This window comes from Zunongwangia sp., from assembly GCF_048269745.1.
Taxonomy (GTDB): Bacteria; Bacteroidota; Bacteroidia; order Flavobacteriales; family Flavobacteriaceae; genus Zunongwangia.
This window is the reverse complement of record NZ_JBLXIB010000002.1, coordinates 298,661-318,302: the sequence shown is the minus strand read 5'-3', so window position 1 is coordinate 318,302 and position 19,642 is coordinate 298,661. Positions and strand designations below refer to the sequence as shown.

Annotated in this window: 20 protein-coding genes and 1 tRNA gene; 7 read left to right on the top strand and 14 right to left on the bottom strand. The window is 33.4% G+C overall.

What is annotated here, in order from left to right:
• Window positions 1-20 precede the first annotated feature (20 nt).
• From ACN0WI_RS04255 to ACN0WI_RS04235, 5 genes are all read right to left on the bottom strand, one after another.
• On the bottom strand, window positions 21-1,016 hold the full coding sequence (locus ACN0WI_RS04255) for an NAD(P)H-dependent glycerol-3-phosphate dehydrogenase (protein ID WP_417885384.1): 996 nt from the start codon (window positions 1,014-1,016) through the stop codon (window positions 21-23).
• A gap of 264 nt (window positions 1,017-1,280) precedes the next feature.
• Window positions 1,281-1,865 carry a nicotinate (nicotinamide) nucleotide adenylyltransferase gene (nadD, locus tag ACN0WI_RS04250; RefSeq protein WP_417885383.1) on the bottom strand — a complete coding sequence of 195 codons (585 nt, stop codon included), beginning with the start codon at window positions 1,863-1,865 and terminating at the stop codon, window positions 1,281-1,283.
• Window positions 1,858-2,439, bottom strand: coding sequence for a guanylate kinase (gene gmk / locus ACN0WI_RS04245; RefSeq protein WP_417885382.1), 582 nt, complete (start codon window positions 2,437-2,439; stop codon window positions 1,858-1,860). The genes nadD and gmk overlap by 8 nt, the downstream gene beginning before the upstream one ends.
• Before the next feature lie 3 nt (window positions 2,440-2,442).
• The gene (locus ACN0WI_RS04240; protein WP_417885381.1) at window positions 2,443-3,315 is read right to left on the bottom strand and encodes a YicC/YloC family endoribonuclease; all 873 of its coding nucleotides are present in this window, start codon (window positions 3,313-3,315) and stop codon (window positions 2,443-2,445) included.
• An 80-nt stretch (window positions 3,316-3,395) separates the two neighbouring features.
• A complete protein-coding gene (locus tag ACN0WI_RS04235) occupies window positions 3,396-4,361 on the bottom strand; it encodes a YheT family hydrolase (protein WP_417885380.1) in 966 nt (321 codons plus the stop codon).
• An 89-nt stretch (window positions 4,362-4,450) separates the two neighbouring features.
• On the opposite strand from ACN0WI_RS04235, the gene ACN0WI_RS04230 reads away from it, so the two are divergent.
• Window positions 4,451-4,942 (top strand): acyl-CoA thioesterase, encoded by a 492-nt coding sequence (locus tag ACN0WI_RS04230; protein WP_417885379.1) that lies wholly within the window; start codon window positions 4,451-4,453, stop codon window positions 4,940-4,942.
• Window positions 4,943-4,960: 18 nt separating this feature from the next.
• Here ACN0WI_RS04230 and ACN0WI_RS04225 read toward each other — a convergent pair whose 3' ends face one another.
• From ACN0WI_RS04225 to ACN0WI_RS04215, 3 genes are read right to left on the bottom strand one after another with little or no spacing between them, the layout of a single operon-like run.
• Window positions 4,961-5,857, bottom strand: a complete 897-nt coding sequence (locus ACN0WI_RS04225) for a DMT family transporter (protein WP_417885378.1) — start codon at window positions 5,855-5,857, stop codon at window positions 4,961-4,963.
• The gene (locus tag ACN0WI_RS04220) at window positions 5,850-6,203 is read right to left on the bottom strand and encodes an arsenate reductase family protein (RefSeq protein ID WP_417885377.1); all 354 of its coding nucleotides are present in this window, start codon (window positions 6,201-6,203) and stop codon (window positions 5,850-5,852) included. The genes ACN0WI_RS04225 and ACN0WI_RS04220 overlap by 8 nt, the downstream gene beginning before the upstream one ends.
• A gap of 48 nt (window positions 6,204-6,251) precedes the next feature.
• On the bottom strand, window positions 6,252-7,037 hold the full coding sequence (locus ACN0WI_RS04215) for a DUF3298 and DUF4163 domain-containing protein (RefSeq protein WP_417885376.1): 786 nt from the start codon (window positions 7,035-7,037) through the stop codon (window positions 6,252-6,254).
• 164 nt (window positions 7,038-7,201) lie between these two features.
• Here ACN0WI_RS04215 and ACN0WI_RS04210 point away from each other — a divergent pair, with 164 nt between their 5' ends.
• The gene (locus ACN0WI_RS04210; RefSeq protein ID WP_417885375.1) at window positions 7,202-8,347 is read left to right on the top strand and encodes a cystathionine gamma-synthase; all 1,146 of its coding nucleotides are present in this window, start codon (window positions 7,202-7,204) and stop codon (window positions 8,345-8,347) included.
• A gap of 85 nt (window positions 8,348-8,432) precedes the next feature.
• Here the strand turns inward: ACN0WI_RS04210 and ACN0WI_RS04205 are convergent, their stop codons facing one another.
• Window positions 8,433-9,656: a cysteine desulfurase-like protein gene (locus ACN0WI_RS04205; RefSeq protein ID WP_417885374.1), complete on the bottom strand. Its 1,224-nt coding sequence runs from the start codon at window positions 9,654-9,656 to the stop codon at window positions 8,433-8,435.
• Between the two features lie 265 nt (window positions 9,657-9,921).
• Here ACN0WI_RS04205 and ACN0WI_RS04200 point away from each other — a divergent pair.
• Window positions 9,922-9,993, top strand: a tRNA-Arg gene (locus ACN0WI_RS04200).
• Window positions 9,994-10,004: 11 nt separating this feature from the next.
• On the opposite strand, the gene ACN0WI_RS04195 is transcribed toward ACN0WI_RS04200, so the two are convergent.
• Genes ACN0WI_RS04195 through ACN0WI_RS04180 form a run of 4 tightly spaced genes read right to left on the bottom strand, consistent with a single transcriptional unit; the run spans window position 10,005 to window position 13,741 of the window.
• Entirely contained in the window at window positions 10,005-11,033 is a 1,029-nt protein-coding gene (locus ACN0WI_RS04195; protein ID WP_417885373.1) for a hemin-degrading factor, read from the bottom strand.
• Between the two features lie 10 nt (window positions 11,034-11,043).
• Complete coding sequence (locus ACN0WI_RS04190; protein WP_417885372.1) at window positions 11,044-11,838, bottom strand: heme ABC transporter ATP-binding protein; 795 nt, start codon at window positions 11,836-11,838, stop codon at window positions 11,044-11,046.
• 3 nt (window positions 11,839-11,841) lie between these two features.
• On the bottom strand, window positions 11,842-12,876 hold the full coding sequence (locus ACN0WI_RS04185) for a FecCD family ABC transporter permease (protein ID WP_417885371.1): 1,035 nt from the start codon (window positions 12,874-12,876) through the stop codon (window positions 11,842-11,844).
• Complete coding sequence (locus ACN0WI_RS04180; RefSeq protein ID WP_417885370.1) at window positions 12,866-13,741, bottom strand: heme/hemin ABC transporter substrate-binding protein; 876 nt, start codon at window positions 13,739-13,741, stop codon at window positions 12,866-12,868. Before ACN0WI_RS04180 ends, ACN0WI_RS04185 begins: the two co-directional genes overlap by 11 nt.
• A 182-nt stretch (window positions 13,742-13,923) precedes the next feature.
• Here ACN0WI_RS04180 and ACN0WI_RS04175 point away from each other — a divergent pair, with 182 nt between their 5' ends.
• The 4 genes from ACN0WI_RS04175 (at window position 13,924) to ACN0WI_RS04160 (ending at window position 18,940) form a co-directional block, all read left to right on the top strand.
• Window positions 13,924-16,050, top strand: coding sequence for a TonB-dependent receptor plug domain-containing protein (locus ACN0WI_RS04175; protein ID WP_417885369.1), 2,127 nt, complete (start codon window positions 13,924-13,926; stop codon window positions 16,048-16,050).
• Between the two features lie 22 nt (window positions 16,051-16,072).
• Window positions 16,073-17,281 carry an HmuY family protein gene (locus tag ACN0WI_RS04170; protein ID WP_417885368.1) on the top strand — a complete coding sequence of 403 codons (1,209 nt, stop codon included), beginning with the start codon at window positions 16,073-16,075 and terminating at the stop codon, window positions 17,279-17,281.
• 91 nt (window positions 17,282-17,372) lie between these two features.
• A complete protein-coding gene (locus ACN0WI_RS04165) occupies window positions 17,373-18,251 on the top strand; it encodes a ChaN family lipoprotein (protein WP_417885367.1) in 879 nt (292 codons plus the stop codon).
• Between the two features lie 143 nt (window positions 18,252-18,394).
• Window positions 18,395-18,940, top strand: a complete 546-nt coding sequence (locus ACN0WI_RS04160; protein ID WP_417885366.1) for a hypothetical protein — start codon at window positions 18,395-18,397, stop codon at window positions 18,938-18,940.
• A 104-nt stretch (window positions 18,941-19,044) separates the two neighbouring features.
• Here the strand turns inward: ACN0WI_RS04160 and ACN0WI_RS04155 are convergent, their stop codons facing one another.
• Window positions 19,045-19,632, bottom strand: coding sequence for a thioredoxin family protein (locus tag ACN0WI_RS04155; protein ID WP_417885365.1), 588 nt, complete (start codon window positions 19,630-19,632; stop codon window positions 19,045-19,047).
• Between the last annotated feature and the right edge of the window lie 10 nt (window positions 19,633-19,642).

The following is a 19,642-nucleotide window of genomic DNA, read 5'->3' as shown; positions in this document are numbered from 1 at the left end:
GTTTTGTTCCGACGAATTACTTAGTTTAGTTTATCAGCAAGTTTTTTAAATGTTTTTTTTGGGTTTTTACCTTCATAAAGAATGGCATAAACTGCATTTATAATTGGCGTTTTTGCGTTTCTTTCTTTTTTAATTTTATAGGCGCTTTCTGTAGCATAATATCCTTCGGCTACCATATTCATTTCCATTTGGGCACTTTTTACGGTATAACCTTTCCCGATCATATTTCCGAACATTCGGTTTCTACTAAAAACAGAATAACCAGTTACTAGTAAATCACCTAAATAAGCAGAGTCATTAATATTGCGCTTCATATCATGAACTTTTTTGATAAATTTTTTCATTTCACGAATAGCATTGCTCATTAAAACACTCTGGAAATTATCACCATATCCTAATCCATGAGCAATACCAGCAGCAATAGCATAAATATTTTTTAATACTGCAGCATATTCAGTACCAACAATATCGTCGCTGGTTTTGCATTTAATATAGTCACTACTCAAAAAGCCGGCTAGTTGCATGGCTTTCTCTTCATTGCTGCAAGCTAGAGTAAGGTAAGAAAGACGCTCTAAAGCCACTTCTTCTGCATGGCAAGGGCCTGTTAGCACTCCAATATTATCGAATGGAATATTGTAATTTGTATTGAAATGTTCCCCAACAATTAGGCTGCTTTCTGGTACAATACCTTTTATAGCAGAGAAAATTGTTTTGTTTTCTAAAGAAGCCGTTAGTTTATTCAATTCGCTATTTAGAAAAGCAGAAGGTATTACAAAAATTAAAATATCGGCATTAGCTATCGCTTCATTAATATCGTTATGAAGTATTAGTTGATTATTATCAAATTCTACATCACTTAAATAATTTGGATTATGGTCGTTGCGTTTAATATGTTCTATAGCATATACGCTACGCATATACCAGTGTACTTTATTAAGATTTTCAGTTAACATTTTTACAATTGCAGTAGCCCAGCTTCCGCCTCCTAAAACTGCAACTTGTGGAGATGTTTTCATAATTTATTTTATTTTATGCCTCTTACAAAATTAAGGATAATCTTAAAGTAAAAAATGCAAGTGTTAATACAGGTACAAACAATAGTAAAAGTTTAACACTAATAACAAAACTTTAAACAATCTGGCATTGCATCCCTGCGTTATCAATACATAATATTAAGAATGCTAGGAATTCTTAGTTTTTTGGTTGGTTATTTAGTTTGAAAAGCCACTTTATTTAAAGTGGCTTTTTTCTAGTATGTTTTATAAGTAGTACTAATTATTTTAACGGTAGAAGTTCATTCTATCTATATAGTCCCAAACTTTTTCTGGTAGCATGGGTCTAATATTTTTCTGATTTTTTATTGAATCTCGAATGAAGGTAGCTGAGATTTCAACAATAGGTGCGGCTACTCGATTAATTTTCGGATGTTCTTTAAATTGATTCTCTACTGTTCCTCCAGATTTTCTAGGATATACATATAGCGAATGATTTTCTAAAATAACCTCAAAATTCTTCCATTTATGGAAGGTTTTTAAATTATCCTCACCCATAATAAGGCTAAAATCATTATCTGGATATTTTTCTTGAAGATGTGCTAGCGTTTTTACTGTATAATTAGGTTGTTCTAATCCAAATTCTATATTACTAGGCTTTAAATTTTTGTAACCTTCACAAGCTTGGTAAACCAATTCTAACCGATGGTGATTTTCTAACAGTGTATTCTTTTTTTTATGCGGATTGTGGGGGGTGACAACTAACCATATTTCATCTAAATCTGAAAATTCAGCCATATGGTTAGCAATTATTAGATGCCCAACATGTATTGGGTTAAATGTCCCAAAAAAAAGGCCTACTTTTTTATTCATTATTCGTTTTAATATATCCGGCAACCAATTCTTGAGCCTTTGCTAAAGCAATTTCTAAATCATTATTTTCAATGATATAATCAAATTGCGGAGCAGTAGCAAGTTCTATACTAGCTTTTGCAACACGCATATTAATTTTATCCATCGATTCGGTTTTACGCTTTTTAAGCCTAATTTTTAGCTCTTCGATACTAGGTGGCTTTACAAAAACGGCTAATGTTTTTTCTGGGTATATTTTTTTAATATCTAAACCGCCAACAACATCAATATCAAAAATAACATGTTTACCTTCTGCCCAAATGCGTTCTACTTCAGCTTTTAAGGTTCCGTAGAAATTATCACGATATACTTCTTCCCACTCTAAAAACTCGTCGTTTTTAATTTTCTTTTTAAAATCTTCTAAGCTTAAAAAATAGTAATCTTTGCCGTTTACTTCATTTTCTCTTGGGGCACGAGAAGTTGCAGAGATAGAAAAATCTAATTTTAAATCTTCTTGCTTTAAAAGGTGCCGTACAATGGTAGTTTTTCCGGATCCAGATGGGGCTGAAAATACGATTAACTTGCCTTGTCTCATGATTTACAGTACGTTTAGAATTTGCTCTTTAATTTTTTCTAACTCATCCTTCATTTGCACCACTAACTGCTGCATAGGGGCATGGTTACTTTTGCTACCAATGGTGTTAATTTCACGACCCATTTCCTGAGAAATAAAAGCTAGTTTACGACCATTATTTTCGGTAGAATTTAAATTATCATTAAAGTAAGAAAGGTGGTTTTTTAAACGCACTTCTTCTTCATTTATATCGTATTTCTCAATGTAATAGACTAGTTCTTGCTCGAAACGGTTTTCATCTATATTTTCTTTTAGATCATCAACCGCTTTTCGAAGTCTTTCTCTTGTATTAGCTACACGATCTGGGTTTACTTCGATTATTTGATCTAATAAATTAGTAATATTACTTACTCGAAGTCGAAGATCTTTTTCCATAGCAGCGCCTTCATCAGATCGAAATTTATTGATTTCTGCTAATGCTTCGATTACTGTTTTTTCGATTGCTTCAAATTCTTTTTCGTCAATTTCTTCACGTTCTGTCTTTAAAGAATCTGGTAAACGCATAGCTATTTCAAGTAATTGCGAATCAGAATTTTTAGAAACACCTTCTAATCCTAAATCTTTTAATTCTTGAATATATTTTTTTACCACTGCAGCATTTACCGATGCGGCAGTTTCAGTACCTGTTTGTTCTATATATAACGAGAAATCTACTTTTCCTCGTTGTAACGAATTTGAGATAATAGACCTTAAATCGAGCTCACGTTCTCGGTACTGAGACGGAATTCTGGCATTAAGATCGAAGTTTTTGCTGTTTAACGATTTAATTTCTACGGTAATCTTTTTGTTGGGAAGTTGTAATACGCTTTTCCCAAAACCTGTCATTGACTGAATCATGCTACGATTTTATAGTAGTGCAAAGATAATCAATTCTAAAGCAGTGCAAAGTGAACCGATTAAATTAGCTGTTTTAGCTATTATTTTACAAAATCGTAGACAAATTCTAGCGCTCTTTTTTCGTGATAGCAGCTATTGTTAGATTCTATAAAACCCACATGGCCGCCATATTTGGGAGTTTCTAAATATAAGAATTCAGAATTTTCAGCAATGTTTTTTGGATAGGAAGCCTCGGTTAAAAAACTATCATTTTTGGCATTAATTAACAAAGTAGGCGTTTTAATAGCCGGTAAAAATTGCAAACTACTGCATTTTTTATAGTAGTCCGAAGCATTTTTATAACCGTGCGCTTTGCTGGTATACAACTCGTCGATAGCCAATAAAGAATGACAAGCAGAAATATCGGATTTCGATAATTTCTGTGGAAAATTTAGTTGTCGCTCAAAAAGTTGCGCTTTTAATTCTTTTTCAAAACGTTTGGTGTATAACTTGTTTTTTGGAGCATCTAAAGCTTGTAAACTCGCGCCAAGATCGCAAGGAGTAGAAACAGCTACAGCTGCTTTAATTTGTAAAGGAAGAATATCGGTTTCTCCTAAATACTTCAACAATAAATTACCGCCTAAGCTAAAGCCAATTAAAACAATAGTTGAATATGCCTGTGTTTGATTAATATGCGAAATAACCTCTGCCAAATCTTCTGTAGCACCGGCATTATAACTTCTATATAATCGGTTTATTTCTCCACTACAGCTTCTAAAATTTATACCTATTGAATCCCAACCATTTTCCGTAAAAGTTTTGGCAATTCCTAGCATATAGGGGCGCCGAGCATTTCCGGAAAGCCCATGCATGGCAATAACTAATTTTTTTGATTTTCTTTGGGAAGTAGCCCAATCCAAATCTATAAAATCGCCATCTTGTAAATTGAGGCGTTCTCTACGAGCAATTTTAAAGTTTACTTTTCGTAGTGTTGCTGAAAAAATAGTAGCAAAATGTGCATTTTTAAATACAAAAGGAGGCTGATAATTACTAGATAGAATAGGCATACTTCAAAGATCTTAAAAATAATTTAATTATGCGCGCATATTAAATAATCGTAAATTAGTAGTTTGTTTAAAATTGAGAATTAAAAATAATGTACACTAAAGAATTTGAAATACGATGGAGCGATATAGATGCGAATCGCCATCTAGCCAACACCTCTTATATTAACTTTATGAGCCATACCCGAATGAGCTTTTTAATGAAAAATGGGTTTGGGCAGGAAGAGTTAGCAAAGCATAACCTAGGACCAGTGGTTTTTTATGAACATATCTATTATTTTAAAGAAGTATTTCCGGGAGAGCCTGTAAAAGTTAGTTTACAATTAAAAGGCTTATCTGAAGATGGAATGTATTTCGAGTTTATCCATAATTTTTATGATAAAAGCGGAAGAAATTTTGCCCGTTGTGAAATGATGGGTGGTTGGATAGATCTAGAAAAAAGAAAGCTAACGGGTTTGCCGGAAGCGATGTTTGCCAATCTAAATAATTTACCACATACTGATGATTTTAAAGTATTAACAAAAGAAGATACTCGTAAACATGGACGTTTGCCCCAAGATATTGACCCTAATGAATTAGGATAAAAAATAACCCACGCTAAGCTAAGCGTGGGTTTTTGTTTTTTTGGTACTAACCAAATAAACCCCAACAAAAACTAATAATCCGGCAACAATTTTTACCAAATTAAGTTCATCGGCACCAACTAGAATAGCATAAATAATCGCTATTAAAGGTTGTAGATACATAAAAACACTAATGGTAGATGCTGATAAATGTTTTAAAGCATAAATATTTAAGAGATAGGTAGCAAAGGTTGTTCCTGCAACTACATATCCCATTCTCCATATAGCATCAAAAGGTAAATTAGACCAATCTACAGCAATAAATTCGGTATATGTAACTGGTAAATTAATAATAATACCCATTAAAAATAACCATTTCATTAATGTAATCGCGTGGTATTTTTTAGTAAGGGGTTTTACAATTACCAGATACAAGCCATATGAAAATGCATTTACAATAAATAGCATATTTCCTAACGGTATATTAGGCGCATTATCTACATGTTTCGCACTAAAAAGAACAAGGGTTAACGCTCCAGATAAACCTATGCCAATCCCGATTCCTTTTAACCATGTGATTTTTTCTTTCAGAATAAAAGAAGCTAATATCAATACCATTACCGGAGATAATGTTACAATTACCGAACTATTGATAGGTGTAGAAAGGCTTAGCCCTTTAAAAAAGAAAAGCATATTAATTGCCATCCCGAAAATAGCACAGGCTAACATTCTGGGCCAATCGTTTTTAGCGATCCGCTCTTTAGGAGCAAAAGGTGTTAGCAACCAGAATAAAATAGCAGCTCCTAATACTCTAAGCATGATAAAACCAAAAGGTTGAATATAAGTGGGCATAACCCCTTTTGCGATAGTATGGTTAAGCCCATAAATCGCGCTGGCTCCAGTTGCAGCTAGAATAGCAAAAATGCGGCTATTCATGAATAGCCTCTTTTGCACTTGCTACTACTTTTTTAGAATTTCCAACAAAAATTTTATCATTATATAAAATAACAGGACGTTTTAAAAACGTATAATGTTCCAATAATAAATCTTTATAATCTTGTTCTGATAATTTTTTATTTTTTAGATCACGTTCTTTATAAAGGCGAGCTCTTTTGCTAAATAAAGCCTCGTAAGAACCAGTTAGTTGATGCATTTGTTCAACATCTTTTTCAGTTAACGGTTCTTTTTTTATGTCTTGCAGCGTAAAAGATTCAGGAAGTTCTAATTCTTTAAGTATACGTTTGCAAGTGTCACAAGTAGATAAATAATAGATTTTGGCCATTTTGCTAATTTTTTTAAACTGCAAAATAAGGGGTTTCCTTACAAGTACCTAATTTTTATCCAGTTGTGGTTTTTGCAGTTTGATTTTTAAATACTCTTGTATTTCACTAATCGGATAGGTATAAGTAAATTGACCAGCGGCATAAGCTGCAATTTCATACTGATTGTAAACTAGAATTACATTGTCATTTTCAAAACCAATATTAATTGGTAATTGAAATTCATCATTTTCGAAGAACATTCCGGTGCTGTTAATATTATCTTCTGCAGGAATATTTTCTTTTTTTCTGAAATCCTTTTCTACAAAATCTTTAAATTCCGGTTTAAAAATAGCTGAGTTTTTATAAACCGCTCCGGTCTTCGGATTAAAATTTAAAAACGTAGTGCTTCCATAGCCATGAGCGCCGCCCGAAAAAACATAGGATTCAAATTGAATGCTTAATATATTAGATTGTAATGTAGTAACATCTGAATTTACAGAAGCTTCCCAAGGAATATCTAAATCGGCAAAATCTTTACGATATTCTTTATAGCTCTCAATAAATAGGTTTAGTAAACTATCTATATTTTTAGGTGATTCTTCGGTTGTAGTAATAATTTTAATAATATGTTGTTCAATACTATCATTAATAGGTTGTGCTATTTTTTTGTTAGCATCAATAATAGGATAGCTCAATTCTATGGAGGTACAAGAGCCTTTTTCAGGATCGCAATCTTCAAAAGTTTTTTCTAAATTTTTAGTTTGGAAAGTAAGCTCCTTTGTTTCTTTTTTGGTTTCATCTTTACAACTAATTAATAAGATTATCGAGAATATAAGGATTAGCGTTTTTTTCAATTTTCGGTTATTTTGAATTATAAATTAAAAGTACACTTCATTTTTCGGATTAGCAACGTAAGTCCTTTTACTTTAACCAATTTTAAACATTATCCTTAGTTATTTTAAGTAATTTGGAGGGTAATTTTCGTCTGAATAATTATAGAATACAGAAAAAGTAACTTATGAAATTCAACACAAAAACAATACACGGTGGTCAAGAAAACACCGATCCGGCTTATAATTCAGTAATGCCGCCAATTTATCAAACTAGTACTTATGCTCAAGATACACCGGGAGGACATAAAGGGTTTGAATATTCGCGTAGCGGAAATCCAACCCGGCAAGCTTTAGAGAATGCATTGGCGAGTATCGAAAACGGAAAATATGGTTTAGCTTTTGGATCTGGATTGGCTGCTATAGATGCCGTATTGAAATTATGTAAACCCGGCGATGAAATTATAAGTACAAATGATTTATATGGAGGTTCTTACCGATTGTTTACCTCTATATTCGAGAATTTAGGAATCAAATTTCATTTTGTAGGAATGCAAGAGGTTTCTAATATAGAATCATATATCAATGAAAATACAAAACTGATTTGGGTTGAAACACCAACAAACCCAATGATGAATATTATCGATATAGAAGCAGTATCTAAAATCGCTAAAAAACATGAACTTTTATTGGCAGTAGATAACACATTTGCGACTCCGTATTTACAACAACCGCTAGATTTAGGAGCTGACTTAGTAATGCATAGCGCCACTAAATATTTAGGTGGACATAGCGATGTAGTAATGGGCGGTTTAGTTGTAAAAGATAAAGATCTGGCCGATAAGCTATATTTTATACAAAATGCCAGTGGTGCCGTTTGTGGTCCGCAAGATAGCTTTTTAGTGCTACGAGGAATTAAAACTTTGCATTTAAGGATGCAACGCCATTGCGAAAATGGAGAGAAAGTCGCACGATTTTTAAAAGGGCACCCAAAAGTAGCCACAGTAAATTGGCCAGGTTTTGAAGATCATCCTAACCACGATATTGCCAAAAAACAAATGAAAGGATTTGGCGGAATGATATCGTTTTCTACAAAAGAAAACACCTTAGAAAGCGCGTTAAAAATTGTCGAAAACCTGAAGGTTTTTACGTTAGCAGAATCTTTAGGTGGCGTAGAATCGCTTGCCGGTCATCCGGCTAGCATGACACATGCTTCTATACCAAAAGAGGTACGGGAAAAAACAGGAATTGTAGATAGTTTAATTCGGTTAAGTGTAGGCGTTGAAGATGCTGAAGATTTAATAGCTGATTTAAAACAAGCTTTAGAAAAATAACCTTTTTTAAGTAGGTTTTATTAACTAAAAAGCTCCGTTTTTAAACGGAGCTTTTTACTTTAAAATTGATAGTTATGAATTACTTTTATAGTATTTCTTTAAAAACTTTTACTAATCGTTTTACTTCTGCAACTGTATTATAATGTACCAAACTTATGCGAACGACTCCATTCTTAGGTGTAAGTTCTAAATCTTCAATAATTTTTTTGGCATAAAAATCTCCAAAGCGAATTCCAATTCGGTAATCGTCTACAAATTTCACAATTTCGTCGCTAGTTAAGTCTTCATGCACAAAAGAAATTGTAGGTACTCGTTTATTAGCATCAGCCTCGTTAGAGCCTATAATTTTAATTTTCGGATTTGTCGATAAATAAGAAAGGAGTTCGGTAGAAAGTGCTTCTTCCTGGTTAGCGATTAATTGGTACGATTTTTTTAATTTATCTTGAAAACTTGCCTGTTTATCAGTAAAATGATGTTGAAATAAATCAAGATAATATTCAACAATACCTAGTAAACTATACGTTAATTCGAAGTTATAATTACCCGGTTGGAATTTATAAGGAATATCGTCTTTAGAAAAAAAGTAATGATTAATTCCTTCCATTTCATGCAATAAATCGTATTTGCCATACATAATTCCTAAGTGAGGTCCAAAGGTTTTATACCAACTAAAGGTGTAAAAATCAACATTCCATTTCTGTACATCGATTTGCCGATGAGGTGCATAAGCCACGCCATCTACACAAATTAAGGCATTATGATTGTGAACTACATTTGCAATTTTAGGAATATCATTAATACTACCTAAAATGTTTGAGCAGTGCGTAACAGCTACTAATTTTGTTTTATCAGAAAGCAATTTTTTTAAATCATCAATTTCTAATTGAAAATTTTCTGGATTTACTTTCCATATTTTTACAGTAATTCCTCTTTCTTGAAGCGCGGTCCAAGGAGAAACATTCGCTTCATGATCGGTATTAGTTACAATAACTTCGTCTCCTTTTTTCCAATTTTGGCTAAGGCTAATGCTTAAAATTTTTAAAAGCATACTTGCCGAAGGCCCAATAACAACCTCTTCACTCCGGTTTGCATTAATAAATTTAGCAAGTTGTTTTAAGGTGTATTGCTGTTTTTCATTGGCCTCTTTACTTATTTTATAAGATGCCCCTAATTGAACGTTATGGTGCACTAGATAACCACTTATTCGTTCTATTACTTTTCCCAAAGCCTGAGATCCGCCTGCATTATCCATAAAGACAAAATCTTTACTAAGCGCAGGGAATTGCTTCCTTATATATTCAATATCCATATAGTAATAACTTATCTGGCTTGTTATAATTGTAGCTGAACAAAAATAATAGACTATTTATAACAATCCATCTGGTTGTATACTGTCACTTTTTTAGTAAGAATACTTAATTTAAGTAAAAATATTATTTAGATCTACAAATATCTTAATTGTTTTTACATGAATATAATTTAATCTATAACTTTTTGTGATTTAGGCTTACAAATATTTTTGCTTGAAGAACACGATGAATTTTGAAAAACATTTCTATTTTTGTTTCAAATTTGGCCTCGTAGTTCAACGGATAGAATAGAAGTTTCCTAAACTTTAGATCCAGGTTCGATTCCTGGCGAGGCTACTTTTTTCTTTTTAAAGGTTAGCAATTACTTCCTGCCATTCTTTTAACTCAGGGACCCCCGGTTTCCGCTTACCAAAAAATTGAACAATAAGCTCCCCATTTTCATCAAAACATTCAATAGAAGTTACTATACCATCTTCTGTAGGTTTCCTAACAATCCAAGATTGTTTAACTTGATCCATATTCAAATGCAAATTAAAATCCGGATCCATAACATTAAACCATTGCTCGTGCCATAAAGTCTTTTTTATTGTTCCTGTGTGTATTTGGATATTACCACGGTTACCAACAAAAACCATAATAGGAACATTTTTGCTTGCAGCTATTTCTAACATATTGGCTATTTTCATTTTATCTATAGGAGAGGCTTCATGTTTGCTAGGTGCTAGTCGGAGTGCTTGTGTTCGACTAATTTTATACTTTTTTAGTAAACTGAAAAAATGATGAGTGTCTTTTAAAGCTAACCAATCTTTTTGAAAAGCTAAAATATCTACTTCTTGATCGGTTTTATACTTTTTCTGTTCAATATAAGGAAGAATATTTAGCTTGGGCACAGCGTTTTTATTTTCATACTTTTTGATAAGTTTTGCAAAAGCATCGTAATTACTTTTTGGGGTTAGGTAAATTTTATGAATTGCCATGCCATCTTTTCCGAAAAACTGTAAGCTATGCCGTTCTTTTCCATTAGAAATTTCAGATACTGCAAACACAAATTGCCAATAGGTGAAAAATATCCGTAAATCGATATCTTCTCCTACAAATAAACCCACTGCTGATTTTCCGATATTGGCATTATCGTAAGTTCCTTTTCGTTCGTGTACACAACTTTCGTTTCTAGTAAGTGCCATAACTTTTCCTAATGAAACTACCTCCTGTAAAATTTCTTTGGGTTTATTTTCTAGTTGAATTACATATTCACCAATTTTAGTGGCTAATAATTCTGCTTCGCTAACCTTTAATTCTTGAGCAGCATTTCGAATTCTTAATTGTGGTTTAATTTGTAGTAAAGCTTCCCAGCGTTGTTTTAGTGTAGTATTCATTTTTAATAATTTAGAGTGTTGGTGTTTGTTGTTTTTCTCCGAAAATAATAAGCGGAGTTTTTGCTATTGGATGCGGCATTACTTGGCAAGGGAACTCGTAGGTGTTACAAATAATGTTAGGCGTAAGTACTTCATCAGGCTTTCCTGATTTTACGATAGTTCCTTTTTTCAGCAACAAAATATAATCGGCAAATTGGGCCGCTAAATTGAGATCATGCATTACAATAATTCCCACATTACCTTGTTTTACAAAATTTTGTATAGCGTTTAAAGTTTTATGTTGATAATAGATGTCCAAATTATTAAGTGGTTCATCTAACAACATTAATTTGTCAGAGTTTGAATTGTGTAATTGAGCAAAAATCCGAGAAAGATGAATCCGCTGTTTTTCACCTCCTGAAAGCCGATTATAAGGTTGGTTTTTAAATCGATTCATTTCTGTAAGTTGTAAACTTTCAACAACTATTTTTAAATCGGTATTAGATGCGTTGTTACTGAAATAGGGGTAACGCCCCATCATAACCACTTCTTGAACCGGAAGCGGAATATCTTGTGGATTATGTTGACTGAATTTTGCCCGATTTTTCGCTAAATTTTGAGAATCCCAATTAGTAATTGGTTGGTTTTGAAATAAAATACTTCCGCTATATGGCAATTCTTGAGCAATAGCTCTTAATAGCGTGCTTTTTCCGGCGCCGTTAGGGCCAATTATAACCAATAATTCGCCTGATTTTATACGGAAAGAAATATCGTTTAATAAAACTTTATTTTTTATTTGTACTGTAAGATTATCGATTTTCAACATGTCTTATAATTCTTTTTTAAATTGAAGTAAAATAAGTATGAATACCGGAGCTCCCATAAATGCAGTAATAATACCAATAGGAATCTCAACCGGAGCCAAAGCCACTCTGCTAATAATATCTGCAGAAAGCAATAATAAACTTCCAAACAAAGCGGATAACGGAAGAATAATGCGATAGTCAGAGCCTAAAGTTAAACGTAATATATAAGGCACAATTAAACCAACAAAGGCAATAGTTCCTGCAAATGCTACTGATGTACCTACCATGAGCGATGAGAACCATATGATTTTACGATGATGTTTTTTTATATCGATACCTAAATGTTTTGCATTTTCTTCCCCTAACATCATAGCGTTGAGTGCTTTGCCGTTTCCTAATAAAAAGAAAAAACTAATACAAGTAACTATTGTAAGTAAAATTACTTTAGGCCAATTAGCTGCTCCTAAACTCCCGAGACGCCAAAACGTAAGATCTCGAAGTTCATCATCTGTAGAAATAAAAGTTAAAAAACCAGTAGTAGCTTCTGCTAACGCTGCAATTGCCACCCCGCCTAATAACATAATCACAACATGTGTTTTCCCATTCTTAAAGGAAATACCATATACTAAAAGCATCACTGTAAGCGCTCCTATAAAGGCTGCAATAGAAATCAAAGAATAATGTAATATCTCCGGAAGAAAACTTTTTATAGTACTTCCCAATACAATAGCTAAAGCTGCACAAAGAGCAGAACCAGCTGTAATGCCAATAATTCCCGGTGTGGCTAACGGATTTTTAAACATACCTTGTAATGATGTTCCAGCAACTGCTAAGCCACTACCCATTATAATTGCAAGTAAAGTTCTGGGTAACCGAATATCAAAAAAAATATAAGCATCGGTAGGATTGACCTTTACCTTATCGTTAAAAAGCGATTGAAATAATAGTAAAAAGTCATTCCAGTTTAAATGGTAAACACCTAAAATAGTAGAAGCCACAAAGGCTACTAGCAATAGAAAAAATCCTATAGACAGATACCATTTAAACTTATTTTGCATAAGAATTTAGCTTGCTGTTTAAAATGTTTGCGGCTTTTCCAGTCCTAGGTCCGAAACTGGTTAATAACAAGCCATCCATGGCAATAATTTGTTCTTTTTTTGCGGCTTCTGTTTCTGCTAATCCTTGAATTTTTTTAACTCCTTGGAGACCGCCTACGCTTTGTAATCCACTTTTAAAAAAAAGCAATACATCTGGGTTAGCTTTTGCTACGGCTTCTGTGGTAAGTGGGCGGTAATCATCGAAAGAATCAATAGCATTTTTGCCTCCGGAAAGTGCAATCATTTTTGCTACCGGAGTGGTTTTCCCAGCTACTAAAAGTGTTCCTGCGCCCCGAGCATAAACAAATAGAACACGAGGTTCATTTTTAAATGTAGCCAAATTCTGTAATTCAGAATCTATAGTTTCAGTTACTTCTTTCGGCGTTTCTTCACCTAAATCGGCAGCAACTTTTTTGATAAGTTCTTTAGCTCCTTTAGCTGAATACTCTGTCTGGTAATAATGGATAGGAATATTTAGATTATTTAATTTAGAGGTGAGATCTTCAGAAAGATCATTTTTAAGCGCAAAAATCTGAGTTGGTTTTTCCTGAAGTATAGCTTCTACCGACAAATTTCGCACATGCCCTAAATCAGTAGCATTTTCTTTTACAGATTCTGGATAAGTGCTGGTTACATCTACAGCTACAAGTTGGTCCTGATGACTAACAGCACTTATAATTTCGGTTAATGTGCCATTTAAACTAATTATACGTTCTTTTTTTGGATGTTCTTCAGTATTGCCTTTAGCTGAATTAGTAGCATTTTTACAACTAGTTATGGTTATTAAAATAAACAGGATCACCCCTGAAACTTTCGGAAATTTCATAAATTAATTATTTTAATTAAATCTAAATAATCAAATATAAACGCTTTTTTTAAAGAACCTAATTTGTCCTTGTTAAAATTATATTTATTTAGATTGTTTAAAAATAAATATCAGAAATACTTGGAATTTATAAAGTTGGAAATTAGATTTGTTGCTAATTTTATTTAAACTAATTATAAATAATGAGATTCTGGCTATTTTTGTATAGTGTGTTTTTGTCTTCATTTAGTTATGCACAAATTGATTCTTCTAAGGTGAATACTTTAGATGAGGTATTGCTGGTTGGTAATCAGCAAATGGTCAATAATTCAATAAATAAAGAATTGTTTCCGGTAAAAACAATAAATGCAGAAGAAATTACTCAAATGGGAGTTAGTTCGCTTACCAGTGTATTAAACCAACAATTAAATTTATCGGTGAGTCAAGATGCTTCAAGTGGTCGAGCCACTGTAGGAATGTTTGGGCTAAACGGAGACTATGTGAAAATTTTAGTCGATAACGTACCCTTAGTAAGCGATAATGGCTATGGGAATAATATCGATTTAAATCAGATTAATGTTGACAATATTGCCAGAATAGAAATATCTGAAGGTGCTATGGGTGTATTATACGGAGATAATGCAATGGCCGGAGTAATCAATATTATTACCAAAAAATCGATTTCGGATTCGTGGAATATTGATGCCAGTTTGCAAGAAGAAACGGTAGGTAACGAATATAATTTAGAGGATGAAGGGCGACACATTCAAAATTTGAGAGTGGCCCATAATATTTCTGAAAATTGGTATGCTTCCGTTAATTTTTCAAGAAACGATTTTAAAGGGTTTAAAAATAATCACTTCGGAAAAGAGTATTTTATAATTGATGGAGGAACCGTTAAAACTAACAATAGGCGAGGATATGAGTGGAATCCGAAGTTACAAAATACCGTAAATACGTTATTGAAATATCAAAAAAAGGATTTCAGTTTTTTTTATAAATTCAATTATTATACGGAAACTCTCGATATTTTTAACCAAAGTGTAGAATCTATAATTCAAGATAAAGAATATAAAATTACGGCACGCGATGCCCAGTATAATACGGATAGATTTCAGCACGAAGCGCAGGCTTTTGGTACTTTTAACGGGGGTGCCGATTATTTGGTAAGCGCTTCTTTCCAACGCCAAACACGAGATAAAGAAGACTATATTTATAATCTTAGAACGCAAGAAAAACAACAGACCTTAACCAACTTAACCAACCAACAGAGTGACCTCTGGTATTCTAAGGCAACTGTTTCTAATCTTCTCCAGAGGTCATCTCTATTTGCCGTAACCGCAGGTTACGAAGTCACCTATCAAGAAGGCTATGATGCTTCGGCTAGTGGCGAGCATTCCGATAAAATTTCAACCCAAAACCTAGGTAATTACGACTTGTTTTCTGTACTCGATTTTCGGAAAAATAAGTTCTCGTTACATCCGGGAGTTCGCTTTAATACCAATTCCAATTACGGCAATCATTTAATCTGGTCGGCTACCGCTAATTATAAATTAAAACCCGATTTAAATTTCCGTCTCGTTACGGGGTCGGCTTATAAAACGCCAACATTTACCAATTTGTACTATTATTTTGTAGATGCTAACCATAACGTACAGGGAAATCCGGATTTAGATCCGGAAGACGGAATTTCGGTATTACTTTCTGCGGAAAAAAAGACCTCGTTTGCTAATGAATTTCGATTACAAAATAGCTTAAAGGTATTTCATTTTAATTTTCAGGATAAAATTGATTTAGCGAGTACGGGTGAGAGTACTGAAATGAAATACCTTAATATAGAAAATTATAAAATACTGGGGTTTTCTTCTGAAAACAGCTTTCGTTTTCGAAATTTTCAAACCAATATCGGCCTAAATTACACGGGGGTTTCCCAATCATTAGCTACTGAAACCAATGATAAAGCTGACGATTATCTATTCACTTTAAATGCAACAGCTTCATTGCGTTATTATTGGGAAAAAACGAAAACAAACTTTTTCATTCTTTGGAAGTATAACGGTGAATTTCAGCAATATATAGAAAATACTGAAACGCAAACTTACGTAAAAGGAACGCGAGAAGCATATTCCTTATTAGATGCTAGCATTCAAAAAAGCTTTTTTAATAATCAATTTCAAGTTACGGCAGGGGCACGCAATCTGTTAGATGTGGTTCGGGTACGCAACACCGCAGTAACATCGACGCCTGATCACGATGCGCCAGAAACCTCATTACTATTTGGTTATGGTCGCTCGTATTTTTTAAAAATCGCATATAATCTAAATTTTTAACCTTAATCAAATATAACTTTCCATGAAAAAAAATATGTTACTTCAATTATGCTGCCTGTGTTTTGTGCTATTTAGCTGTAGCGACGACGATGATGTAGCCCGAGAAATAGAAATTCCTGCTGTAGAGAGCGCTGTGTTAGATGTAGAAGCGGGTGGTTCTACAGAACCAAATCAGGTTTATATCGACTTAAGTACAAAAGAAACTACCGTGGTTCGCCGAGATGCCTGGGAGCTTGGTTTTGTAAGTTCTGAAAATCGAGTAATACTGAACAATTCTATTCTTGTTTCTGCAGCACGTATAGAAGGCTTTACGGATATTGATGCGGTTACAGAAACAACTACGTTACAATCCGAAATGGATCTAAAATCATTAAATCCTACTACCTTTTCTACTATTGATGTTAGTGTTTCTACAGTAGAAGAATTAATAGCTGGGTTACCTGTAGGTTATGAAATGTACGGAAATCTAGAAAATGATATTGCTTTTACCGATAGTTCAGATGGCGATTTAGACAAAACAGCGCTTGGCGTTATTGCTACTACAGAAGCCGAAGCTGAAGTGTATGTGGTTTCCTTAGGAAAAGAAATTCCGGAAGAGCCTGCTGAGCTTGAAAGTATCAATACAGCTGGCGAGAACCGCGGATTTTATAAAGTTAAAGTTTTTATGCAAGATGGTAGCTATGTTTTGCAATACGCACCTTTAAATGAAACTTCGCATACTGAAGTTAAAATAGCCAAAGATGAGGCCTATAATTTTGTGCCATTTAGTTTGGCTAATGGAAAGCAAGTTACTGTAGAGCCGGCTAAAAACGAGTGGGATTTAAATTTTACCAGCGTATTCTCATATTACGGAAGTATGGGCAATATAGCAGCAGGAGTAACCTATTCCGATTATGTACTACATAATACTACAAACGGAGTAGGTGTGTATACGGTATTAACTGAAGAGCCGGGAGAAGGAGAAGACGCTACACCACAACCAACAGAAGCACCATCTTACGACGAGTTTACCTTAGCCAATGTTGAAGAAGCAGAGTTGAATTTTACCGATAGAAACTTAATTGGTAGCAGCTGGCGAATAGCAGGCCTAACAGATACGCGGCTTAAAACGGATCGTTATTATGTGATAAAAGATGTAGAAGGGAATTATTATAAATTACAATTTACCGCTCTTATGAGCGAAAGTGGAGAGCGTGGCTATCCTCAATTGAGATATGATATTTTAGAGTAAAATTTTATTGTGTGTTATTTTAGTTTGTTTTTAGTAGTCCCTACCGGAAGCGGTAGGGATTTTTTTAGTTATTTTGAAAAAAATCTATTCTATGTATCAAAAATCAATCTTTTTGCTACTTATTCTTTTCGTTACTGTAAGTAGTTATGGGCAAGATATACCTGTTTACAAAATATATACTGAAACTGAAGAAACTGTTTCTTTTCCAAAACTGGTAGATAGTTTATCGAATTACGATGTTGTACTTTTTGGCGAATTACACGATCATCCGGTACTACATTGGCTTCAATTAAAAACGGTTCAGCAATTATATAAAATTGATAAAAACTTAGTGCTGGGAGCAGAAATGTTTGAAACTGATAATCAACTTATTTTAGATGAATATTTAAAAGGACAGATTCCACAAAATCGTTTTGAAGAGGAAATGCGATTATGGACAAATTATAAAACTGATTATAAACCACTGGTTGAATTTGCCAAAACAAAACAACTTCCATTTATTGCTACTAACGTGCCTAGACGTTATGCTACAGTTGTTTCTAAATTCGGAATCGATAGTTTAACTACTTTTTCTGAACAAGCAAAAAAATATATGGCTCCATTACCCATAGAAGTTGATACCATAACCCCGGGTTACGCTGAAATGTTAGGGATGATGAGTGGTCATGGAATGCAAGGAAATGCTATGAACTTTGTAGAAGCTCAGGCTTTAAAAGATGCCACAATGGCTACTGAAATTATCAAGAATTTGCCTGAAAACGGACTTTTTATTCATTTTAATGGCAATTTTCATAGTAAAGATTTTGGTGGAATATATTGGTATCTAAAAAAACAGCAACCTGATATAAAAGTGGCAGTGGTTGCGGCTTTTTCAAGTGAAAATAATGAATTGGCGCTTATTAAAAATAACCAAAAAAAGTCCGGTAATTTTATTATTTTGGTTCCTGAAGATTTCACAAAAACATACTAAAAATAAAGGTTGATTTATTGATTTTTAGTTATTACAACTTTTTTTTATTCTTGCATAAAAGCTAAACATACGTGAAATAACAACAGATTAACAGCCGTTTCTGTTCTTGCTTTTTACTTTTGAAAGAAAGAAAAATAAAAGTTATGAAAAGAAGGAACATGTACATGCTAGGAATGGTAGGAATTTTTATGCTACTATTTTCCGGAAATTTATTGGCGCAAACTGAAGAACAACAAGAATTAATTAATGATGCAAAAGAATCTAAAGCTGCTTTTATAGAGCAACAACCTGAAATGGCTGGATTATTTGATAAAGCTGAAGCCTATGTGATTTTTCCAAATGTAGGAAAAGGTGCTTATATTTTAGGAGGAGCAGCCGGTAATGGAGTACTTTTTGAAAATGGAAAAGTAGTAGGTTTTGCTGAGTTAAGACAAGTTGATATAGGTTTACAAATAGGAGGACAAGCATTTCGTCAAGCCATACTTTTTCAAACACCATCTGAATTAGCTAAATTTAAAAAAGGAGATTATAAATTTTCAGGAGATGTTTCTGCTGTAGCAATAGAAAAAGGAAAATCCAAATCGGTAGAGTTTTCTAATGGAAGAGCAATTGTAACCATGCCAAAAGCAGGAGCAATGGTGGAACTTTCCGTAGGAGGACAAAAGTTTGATTATAGAGCAATGAAGTAATTATTTGCACTATATATAATACTATATAAAAAATGCACATTCTAATTTAGAATGTGCATTTTTTTAAGTTAAGTACCAAAACCTTATTAATAATTCAGGTTTTATTATTTTACACCTTTAATAAGGTTTAAAAATTCATGTTGAATAGTATGCGATTTGTCTTTAGCATACCAACCATGCAGTTCTTTCGCAAAATCATCATGGTCACGCCCATTTGGATTTTCTTTCCAATCTCTTAATATTTCTTGTCCAGGTTCTGGACGAGGTCCCCACGTGAACAATTCAACTCCTTCTTCAGAAAAAGCAACAAGTTTTGGGATAGATTTGCTTCCATTTGTACGGTATTTATCCATAAACTCCGGGTTTTTATCGCGTAATATTACTCGCAAGTCAATTTTATCTCCTGCTGCAGCAATTTTACCAATTACCGGTAAGTTTTGTGCGCTATCTCCGCACCATGCCTCGGTAATTAAATACCAAACTTGTGGTTTATCTAATTCAGAAACTAAATTTTCTAATTCCGGAATAATCTTGGCTGTTTTGGAAATTCGCTTCATTCTTTTGGCATTAAGTGCCGTATATTCAATAAGCTTTTCCGTTTGTTCTTCTCCGGATGTTTGTTTGTTTTCAACTAGTTGTAGGGTCCATTCGTAAAACTCGATGTAGCTAAAAACAGGTTCAATAATTTGCATTATGTGGTTT